Source organism: Streptomyces sp. NBC_00019 (assembly GCF_045041015.1).
In the GTDB taxonomy this organism is placed as follows: domain Bacteria; phylum Actinomycetota; class Actinomycetes; order Streptomycetales; family Streptomycetaceae; genus Streptomyces.
The window spans coordinates 2,773,649-2,797,147 of sequence record NZ_CP108302.1 but is presented as its reverse complement, the minus strand read 5'-3'; the positions used below and the strand labels follow the sequence as shown (position 1 = coordinate 2,797,147).

Annotated in this window: 18 protein-coding genes; 12 read left to right on the top strand and 6 right to left on the bottom strand. The window is 68.2% G+C overall.

Annotated elements, in window-relative coordinates:
• The first annotated feature begins 16 nt into the window (after nucleotides 1-16).
• From OHU89_RS13385 to OHU89_RS13340, 10 genes are all read left to right on the top strand, one after another.
• Complete coding sequence (locus OHU89_RS13385; protein WP_405642653.1) at nucleotides 17-1,999, top strand: pectinesterase family protein; 1,983 nt, start codon at nucleotides 17-19, stop codon at nucleotides 1,997-1,999.
• 78 nt (nucleotides 2,000-2,077) lie between these two features.
• Nucleotides 2,078-3,418 (top strand): ABC transporter substrate-binding protein, encoded by a 1,341-nt coding sequence (locus OHU89_RS13380; protein WP_405642651.1) that lies wholly within the window; start codon nucleotides 2,078-2,080, stop codon nucleotides 3,416-3,418.
• Nucleotides 3,419-3,513: 95 nt separating this feature from the next.
• Nucleotides 3,514-4,311 (top strand): rhamnogalacturonan acetylesterase, encoded by a 798-nt coding sequence (locus OHU89_RS13375; protein ID WP_405642649.1) that lies wholly within the window; start codon nucleotides 3,514-3,516, stop codon nucleotides 4,309-4,311.
• Between the two features lie 32 nt (nucleotides 4,312-4,343).
• On the top strand, nucleotides 4,344-5,675 hold the full coding sequence (locus OHU89_RS13370; protein ID WP_405642647.1) for a polysaccharide lyase family 1 protein: 1,332 nt from the start codon (nucleotides 4,344-4,346) through the stop codon (nucleotides 5,673-5,675).
• 135 nt (nucleotides 5,676-5,810) lie between these two features.
• Nucleotides 5,811-6,941 (top strand): pectinesterase family protein, encoded by a 1,131-nt coding sequence (locus OHU89_RS13365; RefSeq protein WP_405642646.1) that lies wholly within the window; start codon nucleotides 5,811-5,813, stop codon nucleotides 6,939-6,941.
• 1 nt (nucleotide 6,942) lies between these two features.
• The gene (locus OHU89_RS13360; RefSeq protein ID WP_405642644.1) at nucleotides 6,943-7,971 is read left to right on the top strand and encodes a pectinesterase family protein; all 1,029 of its coding nucleotides are present in this window, start codon (nucleotides 6,943-6,945) and stop codon (nucleotides 7,969-7,971) included.
• 85 nt (nucleotides 7,972-8,056) lie between these two features.
• On the top strand, nucleotides 8,057-9,328 hold the full coding sequence (locus OHU89_RS13355) for a polysaccharide lyase family 1 protein (protein WP_405642642.1): 1,272 nt from the start codon (nucleotides 8,057-8,059) through the stop codon (nucleotides 9,326-9,328).
• Nucleotides 9,315-10,364 carry a dienelactone hydrolase family protein gene (locus tag OHU89_RS13350; protein WP_405642640.1) on the top strand — a complete coding sequence of 350 codons (1,050 nt, stop codon included), beginning with the start codon at nucleotides 9,315-9,317 and terminating at the stop codon, nucleotides 10,362-10,364. Before OHU89_RS13355 ends, OHU89_RS13350 begins: the two co-directional genes overlap by 14 nt.
• Nucleotides 10,365-10,409: 45 nt before the next feature.
• On the top strand, nucleotides 10,410-11,522 hold the full coding sequence (locus OHU89_RS13345) for a right-handed parallel beta-helix repeat-containing protein (RefSeq protein WP_405642639.1): 1,113 nt from the start codon (nucleotides 10,410-10,412) through the stop codon (nucleotides 11,520-11,522).
• A 76-nt stretch (nucleotides 11,523-11,598) separates the two neighbouring features.
• Nucleotides 11,599-12,396: an HAD family acid phosphatase gene (locus OHU89_RS13340; protein WP_405642637.1), complete on the top strand. Its 798-nt coding sequence runs from the start codon at nucleotides 11,599-11,601 to the stop codon at nucleotides 12,394-12,396.
• On the opposite strand, the gene OHU89_RS13335 is transcribed toward OHU89_RS13340, so the two are convergent.
• Entirely contained in the window at nucleotides 12,393-14,603 is a 2,211-nt protein-coding gene (locus OHU89_RS13335; RefSeq protein WP_405642635.1) for a family 43 glycosylhydrolase, read from the bottom strand. The two genes, OHU89_RS13340 and OHU89_RS13335, sit on opposite strands and share 4 nt — an antisense overlap.
• Nucleotides 14,604-14,827: 224 nt before the next feature.
• On the opposite strand from OHU89_RS13335, the gene OHU89_RS13330 reads away from it, so the two are divergent.
• Nucleotides 14,828-15,982 (top strand): right-handed parallel beta-helix repeat-containing protein, encoded by a 1,155-nt coding sequence (locus OHU89_RS13330; RefSeq protein WP_405642634.1) that lies wholly within the window; start codon nucleotides 14,828-14,830, stop codon nucleotides 15,980-15,982.
• A 175-nt stretch (nucleotides 15,983-16,157) separates the two neighbouring features.
• Here OHU89_RS13330 and OHU89_RS13325 read toward each other — a convergent pair whose 3' ends face one another.
• The 4 genes from OHU89_RS13325 to OHU89_RS13310 form a co-directional block, all read right to left on the bottom strand.
• A complete protein-coding gene (locus tag OHU89_RS13325; protein WP_405642632.1) occupies nucleotides 16,158-17,840 on the bottom strand; it encodes a rhamnogalacturonan lyase B N-terminal domain-containing protein in 1,683 nt (560 codons plus the stop codon).
• A gap of 31 nt (nucleotides 17,841-17,871) precedes the next feature.
• A complete protein-coding gene (locus OHU89_RS13320) occupies nucleotides 17,872-18,702 on the bottom strand; it encodes a pectate lyase (protein ID WP_405642630.1) in 831 nt (276 codons plus the stop codon).
• Between the two features lie 84 nt (nucleotides 18,703-18,786).
• A complete protein-coding gene (locus tag OHU89_RS13315) occupies nucleotides 18,787-19,647 on the bottom strand; it encodes a hypothetical protein (RefSeq protein WP_405642628.1) in 861 nt (286 codons plus the stop codon).
• On the bottom strand, nucleotides 19,644-20,210 hold the full coding sequence (locus tag OHU89_RS13310; RefSeq protein WP_405642626.1) for a SigE family RNA polymerase sigma factor: 567 nt from the start codon (nucleotides 20,208-20,210) through the stop codon (nucleotides 19,644-19,646). The genes OHU89_RS13315 and OHU89_RS13310 overlap by 4 nt, the downstream gene beginning before the upstream one ends.
• Before the next feature lie 236 nt (nucleotides 20,211-20,446).
• Between OHU89_RS13310 and OHU89_RS13305 the strand changes: the two genes are divergently transcribed.
• The gene (locus OHU89_RS13305) at nucleotides 20,447-21,904 is read left to right on the top strand and encodes an NCS2 family permease (protein WP_405642624.1); all 1,458 of its coding nucleotides are present in this window, start codon (nucleotides 20,447-20,449) and stop codon (nucleotides 21,902-21,904) included.
• A 68-nt stretch (nucleotides 21,905-21,972) separates the two neighbouring features.
• On the opposite strand, the gene OHU89_RS13300 is transcribed toward OHU89_RS13305, so the two are convergent.
• Nucleotides 21,973-23,421, bottom strand: a complete 1,449-nt coding sequence (locus OHU89_RS13300; RefSeq protein WP_405642622.1) for a peptidoglycan D,D-transpeptidase FtsI family protein — start codon at nucleotides 23,419-23,421, stop codon at nucleotides 21,973-21,975.
• Nucleotides 23,422-23,499: the final 78 nt, after the last annotated feature.

Here is a 23,499-nt window from a genome sequence, read left to right as displayed (position 1 = left end):
CCTGTTGGGAGCCGCAATGACGCACCTCCATAGCAAGCGCTTGTCGGGACTCGGTCCCGGCAGAGTCCTGGCCACCGTCGTGGGCCTGCTGGCCGCCCTCGTGCTGGGGGCGAGCGGGGAAGCCGACGCCTCGGCAGGACCCCCGCCGGTGGCCGCCCCTCGCTGGACCGACCAGCCGCACGGCTTCGCCTCCCTCGCCGGCGGCACCACCGGCGGGGCGGGCGGCAAGGTCGTCACCGTCACCGACCAGGCCTCGCTCGCCCAGTACGCGGCGGCCGAAGAGCCCTATGTCATCCGGGTGTCGGGGGCGATAGCCGTCGAGCCGTTCGGCTCGGACATCGTCGTGGCCTCGAACAAGACGATCATCGGCGTCGGCGACACCGGCGAGATCGTCCACGGCGAGCTGCACCTCAACCCCGGCACCAGCAACGTCATCATCCGCAACCTGACGATCCGGGACTCCTACGTCGAGGGCGACTGGGACGGGAAGACCACCGACTTCGACGCGATCCAGATGGACACCGTCGACCACGTCTGGATCGACCACAACCGCTTCACGCACATGGGCGACGGGCTGCTTGACATCCGCAAGGACAGCCGGTACATCACCGTCTCCTACAACCAGTTCGCCAACCACAACAAGGCGTTCGGGATCGGCTGGACGACGAATGTCCTCACCGAGATCACGATCGACCACAACTGGTTCACGGGAACGAAGCAGCGCAACCCTTCCGCGGACAACTGCGCCTACGCCCACCTCTACAACAACTACCTCTCGGCCCAGGTCGCCGACGGGGACCCGACGTGGACGTACGGGAACTGGTCGCGCGGCAGGACCAGGATGGTCATCGAGAACAGCTACTACGACGGCGTCCAGCACCCCTACCAGGCCGATGCCACGGCCGAGTTGGTGCAGCGCGGATCGATCCTGAGGAACACGACCGGGCGAACCGACGCATGGGGTACGGCATTTGACCCCCGGGAGTTCTACGCCTACCGGCTGGACCCGGCCGCCGCCGTCCCGGCGCTGGTGACGCGGTTCTCCGGGCCCCAGAAGCAGCTCGGCGGGGTGACCCTGCGCGTCCCGGCCGACTACGCGACCGTGCAGGCCGCCGTGGACGCCGTGCCGGCCGGGAACACCGAGGCGGTGAAGATCGCCGTCGCGCCGGGGACCTACCGTGAGAAGGTCCTCATCCCCGCGACCAAGCCGAACATCGTGCTGCAGGGGACTGGACAAGATCGGTCCGACACCGTCATCGTCTACGACACGCCCGCCGCGTACGGCGGTTCGACCGGCAGCGCCACCGTGCGGATCGCCGCGAACGACGTCACGGCACGCAACCTCACCTTCAGCAACGACTTCGACGAGGCCGCGGTCGAGCTGAACGGCGAGCAGGCGCTGGCGATGAAGACGACCGGCGACCGGATCGTCTTCGAGAACACCGCCTTCCTGGGCAACCAGGACACCCTGATGACCGACAGCCCCAAGCTGACCACCGTCAGCAGGGTCTATGTCCGCGACTCGTACATCGAGGGCGACGTCGACTTCGTCTACGGACGGGCGACGACGGTGATCGAGCGGTCGGTCATCAAGGCGCTGAGCCGGGGCTCGGCGACCAACAACGGCTACATCACGGCGGCTTCGACCTGGACCGGGAATCCCTACGGCTTCCTGATCACCGACTCCAGGATCGTGAGCGACGCGCCGGCCGGGAGCTTCCACCTCGGCAGGCCCTGGCATCCGGGAGGGGAACCGGAGGCCGTCGCCCAGGTCCTGATCCGCAACACCCAGCTGCCGGCCGCGATCAAGGCCTCCCCGTGGACCGACATGAGCGGCTTCTCGTGGAGGGACGCCCGGTTCACCGAGTACCGCAACTACGGGCCCGGTGCCGAAGTCACCGCGGACCGGCCGCAGATGAGCGACGAGGACGCCCGCGCCCACACCGTCGCCGACTACCTCCGCGGCAGCGACGACTGGGCGCCGTACGCCCGCCACTGACCCCCACAACTTCATATCTCGACACAGCAGTTCACATCTCGATCCAGCTGAGATTGACCCAGAAGAGAGAGCCGACCAATGAAGATCAGCATCCGCAGAAGCAGGCGAGCCGCCGTGGCGGTCGCCCTGGGCTCCGTCCTCGCGCTGACCGCCACCGCCTGCGGTGACGACGGCAGCAGCACGGGTGACAAGGGCAACGAGGGCAGCGGCACGGGCAAGATCGTCTTCTGGGACAACAACGGTGGTGTCCGCACCGACATCTGGAAGGAGGTCATCGCCGACTTCGAGAAGGCGAACCCGAAGATCGACGTCGAGTACATCGGTATCGCCTCCACCGACTACCAGTCCAAGGTGGACACCGCCATCCAGGCCGGCAGCCTGCCGGACGTCGGTGGCGTCGGCGCGGCGATGCTCGCGGGTTTCTCCGCGCAGGGCGCGCTGGAGCCGCTGGACAACCGGCTCGCCAAGTCCTCGCTCAACGGCAAGCTCAACGAGGACATGGTCGAGTCGCTGACGGCTGCCGGCGGCGGTGACGGCCGGCTCTACTCGATCCCGACCTCCGCGAACAACGGTGTGCTCTACTACCGCACCGACCTGTTCAAGAAGGCGGGTCTGGACGAGCCGACCACATGGGACAAGTTCTACGAGGCGGCGGACAAGCTCACCGACGCCGACAAGAACGAGTTCGGCTACACGATCCGCGGCGGCGCCGGGTCCATCGCGCAGGCTCTGGACGCGATGTACGGGCAGTCCGGGCTCACGTCGTTCTGGAACGGCGACAAGACCACGGTCAACGACCCGAAGAACGTGGAGGCGCTGGAGAAGTACGCGGCGCTCTTCAAGAAGGACACCCCGTCCGCCGACCTCAACAACGACTTCACCAAGATGGTCGCCCAGTGGGATTCCGGCACGATCGGAATGCTGAACCACAACCTGGGGTCGTACCAGGACCATGTGAAGGCGCTCGGGGTCGAGAAGTTCCGGGGTATTCCGCAGCCGACCGGGGCCGACGGGAAGCGGGTCCAGGTCTCCAACCCCGTTGACGGCATAGGCCTGTTCAAGACCTCCAAGAACAAGGACGCGGCCTGGAAGTTCATCGAGTTCGCGCTGTCGAAGGCGGAGAACTCGAAGTTCAACGAGTCCGCGGGGCAGGTGCCCGCGAACAACGACGCGGCGCAGGACGCGTGGATCTCGAAGGCCGAGCCGACCAAGCTGGCCGCGGCCGCGCTGACCGACGGTTCCACCAGCATCGTCCAGTTGCCGTACTACCTGCCCGACTGGGGCACCATCTCGAAGGCCGACAACGAGCCGAACTTCCAGAAGGTGCTGCTCGGGAAGATGAGCGCGAAGGACTTCCTCGACACGCTGGCGGACCAGCTGAACGAGGCTCAGGCCGAGTGGAAGTCGCAGAACGGCTAAGAGTTCGGTGGTTTCGGTTGTGGGGAACTGCCGGCCGGTTGGGGCCGGTCGCGCAGTTCCCCGCGCCCCTGGCTCGGTCAACGAAAGGCATTCCCATGTCGCTTACCCGCAGACAGGTCACCACCGCGGCCCTCGCCGCTGTTCCCCTCACTCTCGCGGCCACCGGTTCCGCTTCAGCCGGAACGCGCCGCGCCCGAACCCTCTACATCGCCGGTGATTCCACCGCCGCCCAGAAATACGCCGACGCGGCCCCCGAGACCGGGTGGGGCATGGCGCTTCCCTTCTTTCTGCACAAGGACCGGCCCGTTTCCAATCACGCGGTGAACGGGCGGAGTTCCAAGAGCTTTGTCGACGAGGGTCGGCTCGATGTGATCCTCGGGGCCATTCAGCCCGGCGACTTCCTCCTCATCCAGTTCGCGCACAACGACGAGAAGTCCGCCGATCCCACCCGCTACACCGAGCCCTGGACGACGTACCAGGACTATCTGCGGCTGTACATCGACGGCGCCCGCGCCCGTGGTGCGCGGCCCGTGCTCGCGACCTCCGTGGAGCGCCGGAAGTTCGACACCGCCGGCAACGCCGTGCCGACCCACGGCGACTACCCGGCGTCGATGCGTGCGCTCGCCGAGGAGGAGCGGGTCGCGCTGCTCGACATCCAGGCACTGTCCCTCGCGCTGTGGCAGAAGCTCGGGGTCGAGGAGACGAAGACGTACTTCAACTGGACCGCGACCGAGCAGGACAACACGCACTTCAACCCGCCCGGTGCCATCGCCGTGGCGCGGCTCGTGGCGCAGGAACTGCTGCGCACCCGGGTGCTGCGCCCGCAGGACGTGCGGCGGCTCGACCAGGAGATCCCCACGTCCTGGATCACCTGGCCCGAAGCCACCGCGTAAACACCCCCTGAACCGGAAGAGAGAGCCGCACCATGAGCACACAGAAATGGCATGGGCATGACATAGCAGCCAAGGTGGCGCGTGCCGCCGCCGTCGTCGGCTGCAGCGCGCTCGTGCTGACCGTCACCGGGCCCGGCGCCCAGGCGAGCGGTCGCGACGTCGCCCGGCAGACCCTCCCAGCCGGTGACGGCTGGGGTTCCTACGGGACGGGGACCACCGGTGGCGCCGCGGCCGACGCCGCCCACGTCCACACCGTCTCCACCTGGGCCGAGTTCAAGGCCGCCCTGGCCGCCGGCGGAGACGCGCCGAAGATCATCAAGGTCAAGGGGGCGATCGACGCCGTTTCGGAGGGCTGCGACGCCTTCGCCTCCGCCGGGTACGACTTCGACGCCTACCTCGCCAAGTACGCGCCGGAGACCTGGGGGCTCGACACCGACCTCAGCGCCGAGCCCGACGACAGCCCCGAGGGGCTGCGCCGCACCTCCGCCGCCAACCAGGACAAGGCCATCAAGGCCAACGTCCCCTCCAACACCACGATCATCGGCATCGGCAAGAACGCCGGGATCAAGGGCGCCAGCCTCCAGATCAAGGCCGTCGACAACGTCATCATCCGCAACCTCGCCTTCGAGAGCCCCATCGACTGCTTCCCGCAGTGGGACCCGACCGACGGCGCCAACGGCAACTGGAACTCCGAGTACGACACCGCCGTCGTCTACGGCTCCACCCACGTGTGGATGGACCACAACACCTTCACCGACGGCTCCCACCCCGACAGCGCCGCGCCGACCTACTTCGGCATGCTCTACCAGCAGCACGACGGGGAACTGGACATCGTCCGCGGCTCCAACTACGTCACCGCCTCCTGGAACGTCTTCACCGAGCACGACAAGACGATCCTGATCGGCAACAGCGACAGCGAGTCCACAGCTGTGGGCGACCGGGGCAAGCTCAAGGTCACCTTCCACCACAACCAGTTCTCCGACCTCGTCGAGCGCGCCCCGCGAGTGCGGTTCGGACAGGTCGACTCCTACAACAACCACTTCGTGGCCAACGAGGACTACGCCTACAGCTTCGGCATCGGCAAGGAATCCCAACTGGTCGCCGAGCACAACGCGTTCACGCTGCCGGAGGGCGTCAGCGCGGCCAAGGTGCTCAAGCGCTGGAACGTCTCCCCGGTCACCGCCGCCGACAACTACGTCAACGGCGAGCCCACCGACCTGATCGCCGTCCACAACGCCGAGATCCCCGCCGAGACCCTCGAGTCCGGCGCCGGCTGGACGCCGACCCTGCGCACGAAGATCGACCCGGTCAAGAAGGTCCCCGAGATCGTCGACCGCGGCGCGGGCGCCGGCCGCATCTGCTGACACCCGCCCCCTGAACGGCCGGGGCGGCCCGCACCGCACTCACCACCTCGAGTGCGCCCGCCCCGGCCCACACCCCCCACGGCGAGGAAACACCACGCACATCCCCGAAGAGCCGCACAGCCAAGGAGCATTCCCATGCGCTCGCCCCATCGCCAACTCCCCCTGTCCAGAAGGGGATTCCTGACCGCGAGCGCCGGTGCGGTCGCCGCGCTCGGCCTCGCGTCCGCGCCCGCCTCCGCCGGCGGTCGGCGCCCCTTCGGCCGGTTCGGTTCCCCGGCCGCCCGGCTGACCCCGACCACGCTCTACGTCGACACTCAGGGCCGCGGCGACTTCACCTCCGTCCAGGCCGCCGTCACCACGGTCACCACCACCGGCTACACCCTGGTCCTCGCCCCCGGCGTCTACCGGGAGACGGTCGCCGTCGCGGCCACTGCCACCGAGCTGACCTGGATCGGCGCGAGCGAGGACCCGCGTGACGTCGTCATCGTCTACGACAACGCGGCCGGCACCCCCAAGCCCGACGGCTCCGGCACCTACGGCACCACCGGCTCGGCCACCACCCTGGTCCGCCCCGACGGCTTCACCGCCCGCTGGATCACCTTCGCCAACGACTGGCTGCGCGCCGACCACCCGGGCGTGTCCGGCACCCAAGCCGTCGCCATCAAGGTGCTGGGCGACCGCTCGGCCTTCCACCACTGCCGCTTCCTGGGCCACCAGGACACCCTGTACGCGGACTCCGCCGCCCTGGCCGTCTTCGCCCGCCAGTACTTCTCGCACTGCTACGTCGAGGGCGACGTCGACTTCGTCTTCGGCCGGGGCACCGCCGTGTTCGAGCAGTGCCACTTCCGCACGCTGACCCGCACCGACCTGGCCTCCGCCCCGTACGGCTTCGTCTTCGCGCCGTCCACGGCAGGCGCCAACCCGCTCGGCTACCTGGTCACGAGGAGCCGCGTCAGCAGCGAGGCCCCCGACGCCTACTACAAGCTGGCCCGCCCCTGGGTGCCCAGCTCCGACACCACCGCCCGCCCCGGCCTCACCGTCCGGGACAGCCTGCTCGGCGCGGGCATCGACGCGGTGGCGCCCTACACCAACATGTCGGACAGCTTCCCCTGGCAGAACCAGCGTTTCGCCGAGTACCGCAACACGGGACCGGGCGCTGTGATCACGGTCCCCGAGAACCGGCCCCAACTCACCGACGACCAGGCCGAGTCGGCGACCCGCGCCGCCTACCTCGGCGACTGGCAGCCGTGGAAGCAGGGGTGCTGAGATGCGCAGACGCACCCTTCTCGCCGCCGGTGCGGGCCTGTTCGGGGCCGGAGCCGCCACCCCGGCCCTCGCCGCCGGCACCCGCCGGGTCCTGCACGTCCGCCCCGGTGACTCCGTCCAGGCGGCCGTGGACGCGGTGGACGGTCCGGGCTGGACGATCGTCGTGCATCCGGGGACCTATCGCGAGGTCGTCAACGTGCCCGCCGACAAGCCAGAGTTGACCCTGCGCGGTGCCTCCTGCGACCCCCGCGACGCCGTGATCGTCCACGACAACGCGAACGGCACACAGAAGCCCGACGGCTCCGGAACGTACGGCACCGCAGGCTCCGCCACCTTCACCTCGGCCGCCCCCGGCCTCACCGTCCGCGATCTCACCCTCGCCAACGACTGGCTGCGCGCCGACCATCCCGACATCACCGGGACCCAGGCGGTCGCCTCCTACACCTACGGCGACCGCACCCACTTCGACAACGTCCGGCTGCTCGCCCACCAGGACACCCTCTTCGTCGAGACGACCGCGCTCACCTCCTTCGACCGGCAGTACTTCCACCGCTGCTACATCGAGGGCGACGTCGACTTCGTCTTCGGCCGGGCCACCGCCGTCTTCGAGGAGTGCCACTTCCACACCCTCCAGCGGGACGTCACCTTCACCCCGAAGGGCATGGTCTTCGCCCCGTCCACCGCCCGCGCCAACCCCTACGGCATCCTCGCCCTCCGCTCCCGCGTCACCTCGGGCGCCGAGGACGCGGCGTACAAGCTGGCCCGGCCGTGGGTCCCGTCGTACGAGACGACCGCCTGGCCGTCCCTCGTCGTGCGGGACACCCGGATCGGGCCCGGCATCGACCCCGTCGCGCCCTACACCAACATGCGGGAGGCGTACCCCTGGCAGACCATGCGGTTTCGGGAGTACCGCAACTCCGGCCCCGGCGCGGTGATCCCGGTGCCGGACAACCGGCCTCAACTGACGTGCGAGCAAGCCGAGTCGCACACCAAGGCCACGTATCTCGGCGACTGGCGCCCCCGTGCCTGAGCGCTCCGCCGGACCCGCGGTTCGTTCGCCGCGGGCCGGTGGGGGCCGGCCGCGCAGTTCCCCGCGCCCCTTGCGGGGCACGGTGGTGCACCCGACGCTGAGGGCCGCCGCGGCCCTCCTCGCCTGCGTGTGCCTGGCCGTCGGCTGGGCACCGCCAGCCGCCGCCACCGAGCGCGGTCCCGTCGGCTGGGCCTCCACCGGCACCGGCACCACCGGCGGGGCGGGCGGCACTACCTCGACGGTGCACACCCGCGCCGAGCTCAAGGAGGCTCTCACCAACGCGGGCGATCCCACCGCACCCAAGGTGATCCGGGTCGCCGGGGACATCAACGGCCATGAGGCGGACGACGGTTCACTGCTCGGCGAGCAGGACTACGCCCCTGGATACGACCTCGCCAAGTACATGTCCTGCTTCGGCGAGGACGGCACCACCTGGTCCGACACCCGCCACGACTACTGCAAACAGCAGCGGCAGCTGCGGCAGACCGGGTCGAACAAGGAGAAGGCGCAGATCCAGCTGACCGTGCCGAGCAACACGACACTCGTCGGTGCCGGCCGCGACGCCCGGCTGCTCGGCGTCTTCCTGACGGTCAACACCGGCACGAACATCATCGTGCGCAACCTCCGACTGGAGGCTCCCGTCGACCACTTCACCAGCTGGTCGCCCGATGACGGCACACAGGGCAACTGGAACGCCCGCTTCGACGCGATGACCGTCATCACCGGCAAGAACATCTGGGTCGACCACTGCACCTTCACCGACGGCCGCTTCCCGGACCGCGAGGCACCGCTCGGCTTCCACGGCGAGCACGTCCAACGGCACGACGGACTGCTGGACATCGAGGACGGCTCCGACTTCATCACCGTCTCCGACAGCCGGTTCACCGACCACGACAAGGCGCTCCTCATCGGGTCGGGCGACGGACGCGGCGACCGCGACCGGGGGCACCTCAGGATCACCTTCGCCCGGAACCTCTTCACCGACATCATGCAGCGCGGCCCCCGCGTCCGCTTCGGACAGGTGCATGTCGTCAACAACGTCTACCGGGGCCAGGCACCTCTCTACGCCCTGGGCGTGGGCGTGGAGTCGGCGATCTACTCCGAGCGCAATGTCTTCCGGTACGACCCGAACCTCGCCCTGGCCGTCTACGGAGGCGAGCACTTCCACGACACCGGCTCCTGGTTCAACGGCCGCCCGGCCGGGCTGAACACGGTGGCGAGCGGCCTCGGACTGACCGACGACGTCGGCTGGGACCCGGCCGACATCTACGACCACCGGCCGCTCAGGTCCCCGGCGGCGGTCGAGCGCCACGTCCTGACCCAGGCCGGCGCGGGGAGGCCGTATGGCCACTCCTGACAGCCTGTACCCGGCGTTGAAGAAGGAGCTCACCTTCCCGCTCGCCTGGGGCAATTCGCCGGTCCGGGACTTCAGTGACTGGCGGCTCGTGGCCCGGGCCAAGGTCGAGAAACACCTCCTGGTGGAGCGGCAGGACGAGACACCGTACGCGCCGGAGTACGGCGTGCCGTCCCGAACCGACTCCTACACCCAGGAGTTGGTGACGCTCTCCCTCACCCGGTACGAGCGCGTGCGGGGTGTCCTCCTCACCCCGCACGGCCCCGGCCCCTTCCCCGCCGTGCTCCTCCTCCACGACCACGGGGCCGAGTTCGGCATCGGCAAGGAGAAACTCGTCCGGCCCTGGTACGACGAGACCCGGCTGGCCTCCGCCCAGGCGTGGGCCGACAGGTACTACAGCGGTCGGTTCGTGGGCGACGAGCTGGCCCGGCGCGGATATGTCGTGCTGTGCCTGGACGCCCCGGGCTGGGGGGATCGCGGCCCGATCGCCTACGACCAACAGCAGGCCCTGGCGAGCAACTTCTACCATCTCGGCTCCTCGCTCGCCGGACTCATGGCCCGCGAGGACGCCCGCGCCGCCGGTTTCCTGGCCGGTCTGAAGCGCGTGCGCCGGGTCGGGGCCTTGGGCTTCTCCATGGGCGCCTACCGCGCCTGGCAGACCGCCGCGCTCAGCCACGAGATCGCGGCCACCGCCGCCGTCTGCTGGATGACCGGCCTCAGGGAAATGATGGTGCCCGGCAACAACACGCTGCGCGGGCAGTCGTCGTACTACATGCTCCACCCGGGCCTCTCCCGGTTCCTCGACTTCCCCGACGTGGCGAGCATCGCCGCCCCCAGGCCGATGCTCTTCTTCGACGGCGGGCTCGACCCGCTGTTCCCCGCCGACGGTGTCCGAGCCGCGTACGACACGCTGCGCGCCGTCTGGCACTCGTGCCACGCCGAGGAGCGGTTGCGTCTGAAGACCTGGCCCGATCTCGGCCATGTCTTCGTCGACCGCATGCAGGACGAGGTCTTCCACTGGCTCGACCACGTCCTCTGACCCACCGTCCCCCTCCCCATCCGTACGAGAAAAGGACCGCACTCCATGTCTCGTCGTACCGCTCTGATCGCCACGACGGCCCTCGCCCTCGGCACCGCCGTGGCCGTCCTCCCCACCCAGGCCCAGGCCGCGACCGTGGTCGTCGACACCTCGGCCGAGCTGAGCAGCGCCATATCCGGCGGCACCGCCGGCACGGTCATCCAGGTCCGCGGCGGCACCTACTACCCGACGGCCACCCTGCAGTCCACGGCCAACGGCACCTCGTCCTCGCCGGTCCAGCTCACCGCCTACGGCTCGGAGACCGTGAAGATCGACGGCTCGAACCTGCCCGACGGCGACTGGATCTTCAAGCTGACCGCGGACTACTGGAACGTCTCCAACATCACCTTCCAGAACTCCCCGGACAGCGCCGTCGTCTGCCAGTCCTGCACCGGCACGGTGTGGAACAACATCAAGACCATCAACGGCGGCGACTCCGGCTTCACGCTCACCGGCGACGGGACCGTCAACAACACGGTCAGGAACATCGACTCCTACGGCCACTACGACGCCGCCAACCACGGCGAGAACGCCGACGGCATCGCCGTGAAGTTCGGCTCCGGCTCCGGCAACCTGATCACCGGCGCCCGCCTCTACAACAACTCGGACGATGGTCTGGACTTCTGGTCCTTCTCCTCGCCCGTCACCGTCGAGCACACCTGGGCCATGGGCAACGGCGTCAACCGCTGGTCCGACTCGGCCTTCGCGGGCGACGGCAACGGCTACAAGCTGGGCGGTGACGGCGAGGTCGTCGCGCACGTCATCAACAACTCGGCGGCCTGGGGCAACGCCGGCAACGGGTTCACCGAGAACTCCAACAAGGGCGCGATCGTCATCAACCGGACCACCGCCTACGCCAACAGCAAGTGGGGCTACTACTTCGCCACCGGCGCCGCCAAGCTCGGCAAGAACCTCGCCGTCAGCAACAGCGGCGGCTCGGTCAGCAAGGGCTCGTCGGTCACCTCGTCCGGCAACAACTGGGACTCCGGCATCGCGACACCGTCCTTCATCTCCACGAACGCGTCGACGACCTACAACGCCCGCAGCTCCAGCGGCACCCTGCCGGCGACGACCTTCCTCACCACGGGATCGACGACCATCGGCGCCACGATGAACTGACCTCTCGGGGCGCTTGACCCGTTTTTTGCCCGGCGGGTCTCGCGCCCACCCGGGTGACGCGCGTAGAACGTCTGTCATGCATAAGCCACTGCGTATCGCGGCGATCGCCGCAGCGTGTGCCGTCACCGGCGCCGCCCTCTACGGCGCCGGTGCGGCCACGGCCGGCCAGTCCACCGCGAACAGCACCCACGAGCCCTACAACATCGGGCTCCTGGTGAAGGACATCGACACCTACTACGGCACCACGCTCGACGCCAACGGCGTCTACCAGGCGTCCACGAGCAGCCAGTACGCCAAGGACCTGGCCAAGCTCGACGCGGCCGCCAGGAAGCAGATCGACAAGGCGGCCCGCAAGGCGCTGAAGAAGGGCGACAAGCCCGCGGTCGTCTTCGACATCGACGACACGCTGCTGCTCAGCCTCGACTACGAGAAGAAGACCAACTACACGTACAACGCCACCACGTGGGCCGACTACGTGAACAAGGCCGACCGCCCGGCCGTCTTCGGCAGCCCCGAGCTGGTCCGGTACGCCGAGTCCAAGGGCGTCGAGGTCTTCTACAACTCGGGTCTGTCCGAGGCGCAGCGCTCCGCGGCCGTCGAGAACCTGAAGAAGATCGGCGCCGATGTGAACCTCGACGCCGACCACGTGTTCCTCAAGGACAAGGCCAACCCGCCGTCCTACCTCAGCGCCTGCGCCACGCCGGGCACCTGGACCTGCACGACCGTGCAGTACAAGTCCGGCACCCGCAAGCACATCGAGCAGGACCTCGGGTACGACATCGTCGCCAACTTCGGCGACCAGTACTCGGACCTGGACGGCGGCTACGCCGACAGGACGTACAAGCTCCCGAACCCGACGTACTTCGTCAGCTAGTTCTTCCTGACCGGCTTGATTCCCTCCAGGGTCGGCACCACCGGCAGAATCGATCCGTCGGCCGCGAACTCCATGCGGTCGACGGTCGTCTCCCGGTGCATGCCGTCCCCGCCCGCCTTGCCCGGCCCGTTCAGGGCGAACCGGTGGTAGACGATGTACCAGTCGTCGGTGCCGGGCGTGTTCACCACGGAGTGATGGCCGGTGGCGAGGATGCCGTACTCGGGACGCTTGGACAGGATCGTCCCCTTCTTGGTCCACGGGCCGAGCGGGGACGGTCCCGTCGCGTAGGCGACGTGGTAGTTCTCGCTGCGGGTGTCGTCCTCGGACCACATGAAGTAGTACGTGCCCTTCCGCTTGATCACGAAGGATCCCTCGCGGAAGTTGTCCGGGGTGATGTCCTTGACCTTCGCCGGATCGTACGAGGTCATGTCGTCGTTCAGCGGCACGACGTATCCGTGGCCGTTGCCCCAGTAGAGATACGACGTCCCGTCGTCGTCCGTGTACACGGCGGGGTCGATCATCTGGCCCTGGAACGAGCCGCCCTTCGCCACCAGCGGCTTGCCCAGGGCGTCCTTGAAGGGGCCGGCGGGGGAGTCCGCCACCGCGACGCCGATCTGCTGCTCGGCGCAGAAGTAGAAGTAGTACTTGCCGTCCCGCTCGGCGATCGCCGGCGCCCACGCGTACGTGTCCGCCCAGGTGACGTCCGGACCGAGGTCGAGGATGACGCCGTGGTCCTTCCAGTGGACCAGATCCTTCGACGAGTACGCCTTGAACCGGGTGCCGCCCCAGCCCTGGAAGCCGTCCGTCGTCGGGTAGATCCAGTACTCACCGTTCAGATAGTGCACGTCAGGGTCGGCGTTGAGCCCTGGCAGGACGGGACTCCCGGTCCGCACCGCCTCCACCGTCCAGGTGCGCCGGGTGCCGTCGGCGGCCGTCACGGTGTACGTCTGCGGCTTGCGGAAGTCGCGGCGCGTACCGGACCCGGGGCTGACGGAGGCACCTTCACCGATCGCGAGCTTCGGTGCCAGGCGCGAGAGGTCCGCGTCCGGCCGCATCGGCAGCACGACCTTCGAGGAGGCCTCCGTGACGATGGCGTACCCCTTCTGGTCCTTCGCCGTCACGTCGACGACCGAGGCGGGACCGACCGGATACGCCGCCAGCAGCCGGTCGTACTCGGCCTGCGTCACCGGAAGTACCGTGCCGTGCCGGGGGCTTGCCGGGAGCTGGTAGTTCGTGGACGGGGTCCACTGGCCCGAGTCGAGGTCGGTCGTCTCGAAGGGGACGTACCCGCGACCGCCGTACTCGTCGATGAAGAGGTACCACTTCTCCTCGGTGTTCGACTTGAACACCGTCGGCCCCTCGCCGCGCGACATCGCGCCACTGCCGACACAGTCCGCCACGAAGTCGTACTTCGTCGAGGTCAGGGAGGTCGACTTCTCCGCGGTGATGAACTTCGAGCAGGGACTGGAGGAGCTGGGGTCCCGCTCGTCCTTGGTGTAGCGGTAGTACGTGTCCTTGTGCTTCACGACCGTCGAGTCGATGACCGAGTAGCCCGGGTCGTCCCAGACCTTCGGCTCGCTGAAGGTGCGGAAGTCCTTCGTGGTCGCGTACAGCATCTTGTTGTACGTCGATCCCGTGTGGTCGGGGTCGTCGTCGGCGTACAGCTTCGACGCCCAGAAGACGACGTACTCGCCGAGGGAGTCGTCCCAGTAGGCTTCCGGCGCCCAGGTGTTGCCCGCGGAGTCGGGGGAGACCTTCACCAGGCGCTGGTCGGTCCAGTGGACCAGGTCGGTGGACTCCCAGACCATGATCGACTTGCTGCCGTGCCGCTGGACGTGGTCCCAACTGCCGCTGCTGTTCCGGTACATGCGCAGGTCGGTGGCGATCAGATAGAACTTGTCGCCCTTGGGGGAGCGGATCACGAACGGGTCGCGCAGCCCCTTCTCGCCGGTCGTCGAGGTCAGAACCGGCTTTCCGGCGTTCAGCTCACGCCAGTGCAGCGGGTCGTTGCCACGGCTGAGGGCGTAGCGGATCTGCTCGCCGTCGGCGGTGCCCTCGCCGGTGAAGTAGGTGAAGAGATATCCGGCGTACTTGGGCTTGTTCACGGGTGGAGCTCCGGAGTTCGCGGTACTGGGCGGGGCCGACAGCAGGCCGAGCAGAAGGGCCAGGAGGGGGAGCAGGAGCGTGCGAGCGGTGCGGGGGCGCATGACACATCCTGTGTGAGTGTGGGGGTTTGTGTTCGATCGGAGTGTCATCGGTGGGGCGGGACGCGTCAATCGGTGTGCGGGGGATGGGCGATACCGAAACTTTCGATCGATCTTCACGGGGCGCGGCAACCTTTTCCGGGCGCGGTGGCGACCTGGATGCAGAAACGGGCCGGGGCGGCCCCTCCGGCCCGTTTCGCCTCCATCGCCTAGGAAAGGAACGCCCCGTGCGTCAGAGCACCGGACGCCACCGCAGGACCCGTACGCTCTCCGTCGCCGCGGCGGTGGCCGTCGCCGCGGGGGCGGGCGGCGTCTATCTCGGCCTGTCGAACGGCGGCGCCGAGGCCGCTTCGTCGACGGTCACCGTGTCCACCACCGCGCAGCTCGAAGCAGCCGTGAAGAGCGCCGCCGCGGGCACCACCATCCAGCTCCGCGCCGGCACGTACTACCCGACGGCGACCCTCAAGTCGACCGCGAACGGCACGAGCTCGGCACGGATCACGCTCCAGGCGTACGGCAGCGAGAAGGTCAAGGTCGACGGCTCCAAGCTGGCCGACGGGTCTTGGCTGGCCGGGATCTACGGCGACTACTGGACCGTGCAGAACCTGACCTTCCAGAACTCCCCGGCCCAGGGCTTCGTCGTGACCTCGTCCGTGGGCGGCGTCTTCAAGAACCTCGTCACCGCGAACAACGGCGACTCCGGGTTCACGCTGCGCGGCGACGGCACGACGAACAACCTCGTGCAGAACCTGGACAGCCACGGCAACTACGACCCGGCCGGACACGGGCAGAACGCCGACGGCATCGCGGTCAAGTTCGGCTCCGGCACCGGCAACAGGATCACCGGCGCCCGTCTCTACAACAACTCGGATGACGGTCTCGACCTCTGGCAGTTCTCCTCCCCGGTCACCATCGAGCACTCCTGGGCGTTCGGCAACGGCAAGAACCGCTGGAACGACTCGGCCTTCGAGGGCAACGGCAACGGCTACAAGCTGGGCGGCGGGGGCGTCACGGTCGCGCACGTCGTCAAGAACAACGCGGCCTGGGACAACACGCTGAACGGCTTCACCGAGAACTCCAACCCGGGCGCGATCGTCCTGAACCGCAACACGGCGTACGCCAACGCCGAGGCGGGCTTCTACTTCGCCACGGGCAAGGCCCGCCTGGCGCGGAACCTGGCCGTGAGCAACAAGGGCGGGCTGTCCAAGCTGGGCCCGTCGACGGTGTCCGCCGCGAACAACTGGGACAGCGGGGTGTCGACACCGTCCCTCAAGTCGACGGACGCGGCGACGGCGTATGCCTCCCGGCAGTCGAACGGTGCGCTGCCGGCGACGACGTTCTTGACCACAGGCTCGACGGCGATCGGATCCACCATGAACTGATGGCGGTTCGCGGGCTGTCGGCCGGCTGTGGCTGGTCGCGCCCACGCGGCGGAGCCGCAAATCGATACAGCCCCGCGCCCCTAGGTACGTGAACGCCCCGCAGGTCGTCACCTGCGGGGCGTTCTCTGTGCCGGCCGAGGGGGGCTCTAGCCGGCTACTGCTGACCGAGGGGGGCTCAGGTCAGCAGGTCTATGCAGTCGAACGACGTGCCCGGGCTGAGATAGGCCGTGCCCGTCGAACCACTGACGATGTCGAGCTTGAGGACGTTGTACTGGGAGGTGTCCGTCTTCCACGCACTATTAGGGACGTTGAAGGTGAACGAATGGTTGTTCCCCCGGTATGAACCTGTGGTGAGAGAGCGGGTGTTGGGCTGAGTGGGAGCCGCAGGGACGGCCGAAACCCAGTCGTTCACGGTGACGCGCGGACGGCCGTTGAGGAAGGCGTCCGTGACACCGACCCTGAGAGTGTGCGCTGACGCGGCTTGTGCCTTGGTCAACTTGAAGTAGACCAGGATGCCGTCGTTGACGTCCTTCCAGATGTACGCAGGGAAGGACGCCGCCTCACTCCCACCGCCGATCGTGACGTTGCCGGTCCACTTCGCCGCGCGGGCGTCGGACGGATGCGCGTACGTCATCAGCTTGGCGTTCTTGAACTCCCCGGGCGTGCCGTCCCAGTCGCCGAGCCGCCAGAGCGCCGAAGCGGTCGACGGGTCGCCCGTGATGGTCAGGCTGTTCAGGGACGTCGTACCGCCCGCCGTGACCTTCACCGACGCGGTGTGCACGGCGAGTTCGCCCTTGTGGACGGTCAGCGTGTACGTGCCCGGCAGCATCCCCTTGCAGGAGAACCCGCCCGTGCCCGCCGCGGCCCTCGCCCAGTACTGGGCGTCCGCGTTGGCGAAGCCCACGGTGTACTCGTACCTGGCGTCCATCCCCTTCAGCCCGACGCCCGCCACCTTGCCGCGGCCGGCCGCGCCGACCCAGCCGGTGATGCCGAGGCCGTCCACCCAGGAGGTGTCGAGCTTGGCGTGGAAGAGGGACGAGGAGGGCGCAGCGCCGTCGGTGAAGGCGAGCACGTACGGGCCCTGCAGACCGAAGCGCTGGGGCTCCGTCTGGGCCTGGTTGTAGTGCAGGATCTCGTAGAGCCCCGCGCCCAGGTCGTTGGAGTGGCGCAGCAGCGAGCGGTAGAAGGGGCCGCCCGAGGCCTTCTCGTGGTTGGAGCGCACCAGATACAGACCGACCGAGCCGGTGGTGAGGCCGATGTGGTCGTAGTCGATGACGCGCTTGCCCGAGTAGTGCTTGGAGTGGGTCGTGCCGTCGCCGCGCTTCCAGACGTCACCGGCCTCGATGACCTTGTCGGAGGCCTCGATCCAGGAGTCCGAGCCCTCGTTGGGGAACATCCCGGGCTTGAGACGGACGAGGTAGCGGGTCGCGGTGAAGGAGGCGTCCGCCTTGTTCGTCCAGGCGTAGACGTTGTTCTGGCCGCTGCGGGCCGCGTACCACTGAGTGATCGCGCCGTGCGCGACCTTCACCAGGATCGTCGAGCCCACCTGCTTGATCGTCACCGTGGAGGCGCCCAGGCCGGACTCGACGTGCGAGTGCTTGCCGCCGTAGCCCTCGTACTCCTTGCCCTTGTAGACGAGGGACGTGATGTCGCCCGTCGACTTGGAGACCTTGAAGACGAGTGAGGCTCCGGTGTCGACGACGTAGTTCTTGCCGTCGTCCTGGTAGCCGAAGGTCGCGGCGGACGCCGACGACAGCAGGCCGGTGCCGCCCGCGACGGCGGCGCCGGTGGCGGCGACGCCGATCGCGGAGGCCCCGAGCACGCGTCGGCGTGTGAGGTGTCTCTTGTGCGTGCTCAAGGGGATGGCTCCGTCATGCTTGAAGGTTCACTCACTCGTACGAAATGTCAGAGGAGGAGAACTTGCAGAAGGTTCCGTCGGCACCGGTACCGATCTGGGTCGGTTCGGCGCCCGTGTTGTTGCCCTTGAAGCGGACACAGGTCTTGATCTTCTTGCTGCTGTCGCCGTGGATGCGAACCTTGCGCAGCGCGGCGGTGTCGCCGTAGTTCGTGTTGATGCCCACGATCGCGTTCATCGGCGCGGTGACGTCCACGTTGTTGAGGATGATCGTGCGCTTGTACTGCGTGGAGCAGTTGCCGCAGCTGCGCACCAGCTTGCCGGAGTTCTCGACCTGGAACTTGCTCACGACCAGCTTGCCGGCGCCGTTGAACTGCAGGACCTTGTCCGAGCCGTTCTTCGCGCCGCCGCCGTAGACCGTGTACACGGACGAGGAGGACTTGCCCTTGAAGGTCGCCGCGTCCTCGCCGACATCCGTCCACCACACGTTCTGCAGCGTGCAGCTGCCCAGGCAGTGGACGCCGTCCGCGGCCGGGGTGCCGATGATCACGTTCTTGAGGACGGCGCCGTCCGCCAGCTGGAAGACCGGGTCCTGGCCCTCGTCCTGACTGTCGCCGCCGAGGGCGCCGCTGCCGTAGAACTGCTTGTAGCCGCCGTTGTAGGTGCCCGTGACCTTGATGGTGCTGCTCACGGCCTGCTTGCCGGTGGCGGTCGGCCAGGAGGACGAGGCGCTCGCGGAGGACAGCATCGTCGTCGTGACGATCGCCGCACCCGTGAGGCCGAGGGCCGAGACTCCGGCGATCGCCGCCCGACGCTTGGAGACCTGGCGGCGGTGGCGGACGCGCTGTTCAGCTCGTGCAGTCATGCCCATTCCTTGCGTGGGAGAGGATCCTTACGGCTCCTGGTCGCCACGGGTGAAGGAAAGGGTTGCCGCCCCTGCGGACTTTCTTTACGAATCCCCGTCGGAGGACGCGTCGTCGCCCGAGTGGGAGGCGAAGTCGCCCTTCACCGCGAGCTGTTCGCCGTCCGCGGTGCCGGTCGCGGTGTACCGGTCGTCCGCCGCGTCGCGGCCGCCGCGCTCATGGTCGTACTGCCCCGCGAACACCCACTCGCCCTTGGCGACCTTGCGGCCCTCCTTGAGCGTCCAGGTGTAGACGAGGAAGCCGTCCTTCTCCTCGGTCGTCAGCGTGAAGTCGTCCTCGGGGAGCGAGCGCCAGGCGCCGGTCGAGGTGACGCCGCCGGTCTGCGCGACCTTCAACTGCACGGTGAGCGCGGTCAGTTCCTCGGAGGTCTTCAGGGTGATGTCGCTCTGCGCCCAGAAGTCGTTGCTGTGCGGGTCGACCGAGCCGTCCGACCAGAGGGGGCCGTCCTCCTCGCCGGCGGCGGTGACCGGGGGCTGGGCGGTGGGGGTCGCGGAGGGCTGCTGCCGCGTGGGGGTGCTGCTGGGCTTGCCGGTTTCCTGGGCCTCGCCCGGCGACGGGTCGGTCGGTTGGATCGGCGCCCGGCTCGTCGCGTCGGGCGACGGCTCGGGGGTCGCCGTGGTCGCCACGGTCTGCTGCGGGGCGTCGTCCTTCACGGCCGATGCCACCGCGTAGCCGCCGACGCCGAGCACACACGCGACCGCGGCCGTGGCGCTGACCACCCGCACCCAGCCGAACACCGGCGGACGGGTCGCCCGGTGGTCCGAGCGGACCTCCTCGGCCATGCCGCGCTCGATCCGCGCCAGGATGCGCGCGCGATCGGGCTCGTGCTGTCCGGCTGCCTCGTGCAGCCGGGCGCGCAGCTCGTCGTGCACGTCCTGCTGCCTCATCGGTTCCGTCCTCCGGTCTCGCCGCCGTGCGCAATCGCCGCGTGCACCCTCTGCGGTACGCCCTGGGAGCCGAGCAGCCGCTGCAGTTCCGCCATGCCCTTGGACGTCTGGGACTTAACCGTACCCACGGAAACACCGAGGGCGAGAGCGGTGTCCTTTTCCGACAGGTCGAACGCGTGCCGGAGGACCACGCACGCCCGTTTGCGGAACGGCAGCCTGCGCAGCGCCTCTTGGACGTCCACGACACCCGCTATGTCAGGGTTCTCCGTCTTCTCCTCGCGCTGCGACCAGAACAGGGCGATCCGTCGGCGCTCACGGACCGCGCTGCGGATGCGGGTGCGGGCGAGATTGGCGACGACACCACGGGCGTACGCTGCCGGATGGTCGGCCGCGCGTACCCGGTCCCAGCGGTTCCAGAGCGCGAGCAGCGCGTCCGCCGCGAGATCGTCGGCGGCGTCCGACTCGCCGGTCAACAGATGGGCGAGACGGGACAGTTCGGCGTAGTGACGCTCGAAGAAGGCATGGAACTCCACGGAGGCTGCGTCGTCGACGACCGTGCCCACGGGCGGAACCTCCCTGTGCCTGTCATGTGAATGACATGTGATCATCCGGAGCTGGCCCGGACGAGATCCGGAAGCGTAGCAGTGATCAACCTCGTGGTTCGTACAGGGCTTCGAACGCAGTCTGGCCCACCGGACCCCGATTCCGTAACACGTTGAAAACCTGAAACGCGTTCAACGCGGGAACAATCCAGCCAGCATCCGCGCACAGATCAATCAGGCAACAAGGAGCAACAGCCATGTCCGACACGCAGAAGGTGGCCGACCGGCCGAGTGGCCCGCTACCAGCGGCGAACGGCGTCGACCGGTACTTCAAGATCTCCGAGCGGGGATCCACCTTCGCCCGCGAGATACGCGGCGGCTTCGCCACATTCTTCACGATGGCCTACATCCTTGTCCTGAATCCCATCATCCTGGGCAGCGCCAAGGACAAGTTCGGTGACACCCTCGACCCGGTCCAACTCACCACCGCCACCGCCCTGGTGGCCGCGGTGATGACGATCATCATGGGCGTCGGCGGCAACCTGCCCCTCGCGCTCGCCGCGGGCCTCGGATTGAATGCAGTCGTCGCCTTCCAGATCGCCCCGCTGATGAGCTGGGACGACGCGATGGGCCTTGTCGTCCTCGAGGGCCTGCTGATCTGCGTCCTGGTGGTGACCGGTCTGCGCGAGGCCGTCATGCACGCCATCCCGCAGCCGCTCAAGCAGGCGATCAGCGTCGGCATCGGTCTGTTCATCGCCTTCATCGGCTTCGTCGACGCCGGCTTCGTCAGCCGGATCCCCGACGCCGCGAACACCACCGTGCCGGTCCAGCTCGGCGGCACCGGCACCCTCTCCGGGTGGCCGATTCTGGTCTTCTGTCTCGGCGTGCTGCTGACGATCGGACTGCTCGCCCGTAAGGTCAAGGGCGCCATCCTGATCAGCATCGTGACCATGACGATCATCGCGATGATCATCAACTCGGCGGCCGACATCAAGAGCTGGGGTCTGACCACGCCCGCGTGGCCCGACAAGCTCGTCGACACCCCGGACTTCGGGCTGATCGGTCACTTCAGCCTCTTCGGGGCGTTCAGCGCCGCCGACGTCGGTGTCATCACCGTCGTCCTGCTGATCTTCACGCTGGTCCTGTCCGACTTCTTCGACACCATGGGCACGGTCGTCGGCATCAGCGCGGAGGCGGGCCTCCTCGACGAGGAGGGCAAGGTCCCGAACCTCGGCCGGGTGCTGCTCATCGACGGCGCGGCGGCGGTCGCGGGCGGCGCGGCGTCGTCGTCCTCCGCCACGTCGTACATCGAGTCGGCGGCGGGCGTCGGCGAGGGATCGCGCACCGGCTTCTCGAACCTGATCACCGGTGGCCTCTTCGGCCTCGCCCTGTTCCTGGGCCCGCTGCTCACCATCGTCCCGCTCCAGGCGGCCGCCCCCGCCCTGGTCGCCGTCGGCTTCCTGATGATGACCCAGGTCAAGCACATCGACTGGGAGAAGTACGAGATCGCCATCCCGGCGTTCCTCACCATCGCCGTGATGCCCTTCACGTACTCGATCACCAACGGCATCGGCGCGGGCTTCGTCGCCTACGTCGTGATCAAGACGGTCCTCGGCAAGGCCAAGGAGATCCACTGGCTGCTGTGGGGCACCTCGGCGCTGTTCCTGATCTACTTCGCGATCGACCCGATCGAGCAGATCCTCGGCGCGAAGTGAGGACGCTGCGCGACCAGCCGCGGGTTCGTCGTGGCTGGTCGCGCAGTTCCCCGCGCCCCTTGGGGCGCCTAGCTGATCGCTGCTTTCATCATCGCCCTGGCCACCGGGGCCGCCAGGCCGTTGCCGCTCACTTCGGAGCGGGCCGCGTCCGACTGTTCGACGAGGACCGCTACGGCGACTTCCTTGTCCCCTGACTTGGCATAGGACGTGAACCAGGCGTACGGCGACTTGCTGTTGTTCTCGCCGCGCTGCGCGGTACCCGTCTTGCCGCCGACGGTCGCCCCGTCGATCTGCGCGTTGGTACCGGTGCCGTCCTTGACGACCGTCTGCATCGCGGACTGGAGCTGCTCGGCGGTCTCGGAGCTGACGACCTCGGTCGTCGACGCCTCGTCGTCGTAGTTCTCCAGCGCATCGCCGCCGTTGTCCGTGATCTGCGACACCATGTGCGGTGAGACCAGCTTGCCGCCGTTGGAGATGGCCGCGGACACCATGGCCATCTGGAGCGGCGTCGCGGTGACATCGAACTGGCCGATGCCGGTGAGGGCCGTCGACGAGTCGTTCATGTCCGACGGGTAGACGCTGGTGTACGCCCGCACGGGCACGTCCTGCGACTCGTCGTTGAAGCCGAACTTCTCCGCCATCGCCCGCAACTTGTCCTGGCCGAGGTTGAACGCCATCTTCGCGAACACGTTGTTGCAGGAGTACTGGAGCGCGGTGCGGATCGAGGCGTTCTCGCAGGGCGCGGACTTGTTCTCGTTCTCCAGATCGGTGACCGTGCCCGGCAGCCGGTACGGGTCCGGGCTGTCGGTCTTCTCGTCCACCGACGAGTACAGACCGTTCTCCAGCGCCGCCGCCGCCACGACCAGCTTGAACGTCGAACCTGGCGCCACCGGCTGCCGCAGCGCGCGGTTGGTCAGCGGCTTGTCGGACTCCTTGTCCAGCTTCTCGTACGCGTCTCCGTACGTGTTGGCGTCGGCCAGCGCCGACGGGTCGTACGACGGCGTCGACACGACGGCCAGGATCTTGCCGGTCGTCGGATCGATCGCGACGGCCGCACCCTGCTTGTCGCCGAGCGCCTCATAGCCGGCCTTCTGTACATCCGGGTCGATCGTCGTGACCACGTTGCCCGGCTCGGCCCGCTGGTTGGTGACCGTGTCCATCACGGACTTCAGCCGGGTGTCCGTGCCGTTGAGGATGTCCTTGTAGACACCCTCCAGCTGGGTCGGATTGCCCGTCTGTGAGGCGAAGCCCGTCACCGCCGCGTAGAGCTCGCCGTTCTTGTACGTGCGCTTGTACGCGAGGTCTCCGCCCTTCGTCCGCGTGGAACCGGTGATCGACTCACCGGCCACGATGATGTTCCCGAGCGGCGATGAGTACGTCTCGATCGCATTCCGCCGGTTGTCGCTGTCGTCCGCGAGCGCCTGGCCGTCGTAGAACTGCACCCAGGTCGCCCGCACCAGCAGAGCGAACACCAGCAGCAGCGCGAAGACCGATGCGCGCCTGATCGTCTTGTTCATTCCGCTCAGGTAGACGAGCAGAGCACCGCGAATCGTTCCCGTGCGTCCGCGATTCTCATGGGACGTTCATGCGCGGCG

Excerpts from the sequence above, each read along its gene's own strand:
- OHU89_RS13320 (WP_405642630.1), bottom strand. The coding sequence starts at position 18,702 with ATGACTGCACGAGCTGAACAGCGCGTCCGCCACCGCCGCCAGGTCTCC.
- OHU89_RS13385 (WP_405642653.1), top strand. The coding sequence starts at position 17 with ATGACGCACCTCCATAGCAAGCGCTTGTCGGGACTCGGTCCCGGCAGA.
- OHU89_RS13300 (WP_405642622.1), bottom strand. The coding sequence starts at position 23,421 with ATGAACAAGACGATCAGGCGCGCATCGGTCTTCGCGCTGCTGCTGGTG.
- OHU89_RS13365 (WP_405642646.1), top strand. The coding sequence starts at position 5,811 with ATGCGCTCGCCCCATCGCCAACTCCCCCTGTCCAGAAGGGGATTCCTG.
- OHU89_RS13380 (WP_405642651.1), top strand. The coding sequence starts at position 2,078 with ATGAAGATCAGCATCCGCAGAAGCAGGCGAGCCGCCGTGGCGGTCGCC.
- OHU89_RS13350 (WP_405642640.1), top strand. The coding sequence starts at position 9,315 with ATGGCCACTCCTGACAGCCTGTACCCGGCGTTGAAGAAGGAGCTCACC.
- OHU89_RS13375 (WP_405642649.1), top strand. The coding sequence starts at position 3,514 with ATGTCGCTTACCCGCAGACAGGTCACCACCGCGGCCCTCGCCGCTGTT.
- OHU89_RS13340 (WP_405642637.1), top strand. The coding sequence starts at position 11,599 with ATGCATAAGCCACTGCGTATCGCGGCGATCGCCGCAGCGTGTGCCGTC.
- OHU89_RS13360 (WP_405642644.1), top strand. The coding sequence starts at position 6,943 with ATGCGCAGACGCACCCTTCTCGCCGCCGGTGCGGGCCTGTTCGGGGCC.
- OHU89_RS13345 (WP_405642639.1), top strand. The coding sequence starts at position 10,410 with ATGTCTCGTCGTACCGCTCTGATCGCCACGACGGCCCTCGCCCTCGGC.
- OHU89_RS13305 (WP_405642624.1), top strand. The coding sequence starts at position 20,447 with ATGTCCGACACGCAGAAGGTGGCCGACCGGCCGAGTGGCCCGCTACCA.
- OHU89_RS13315 (WP_405642628.1), bottom strand. The coding sequence starts at position 19,647 with ATGAGGCAGCAGGACGTGCACGACGAGCTGCGCGCCCGGCTGCACGAG.
- OHU89_RS13370 (WP_405642647.1), top strand. The coding sequence starts at position 4,344 with ATGAGCACACAGAAATGGCATGGGCATGACATAGCAGCCAAGGTGGCG.
- OHU89_RS13335 (WP_405642635.1), bottom strand. The coding sequence starts at position 14,603 with ATGCGCCCCCGCACCGCTCGCACGCTCCTGCTCCCCCTCCTGGCCCTT.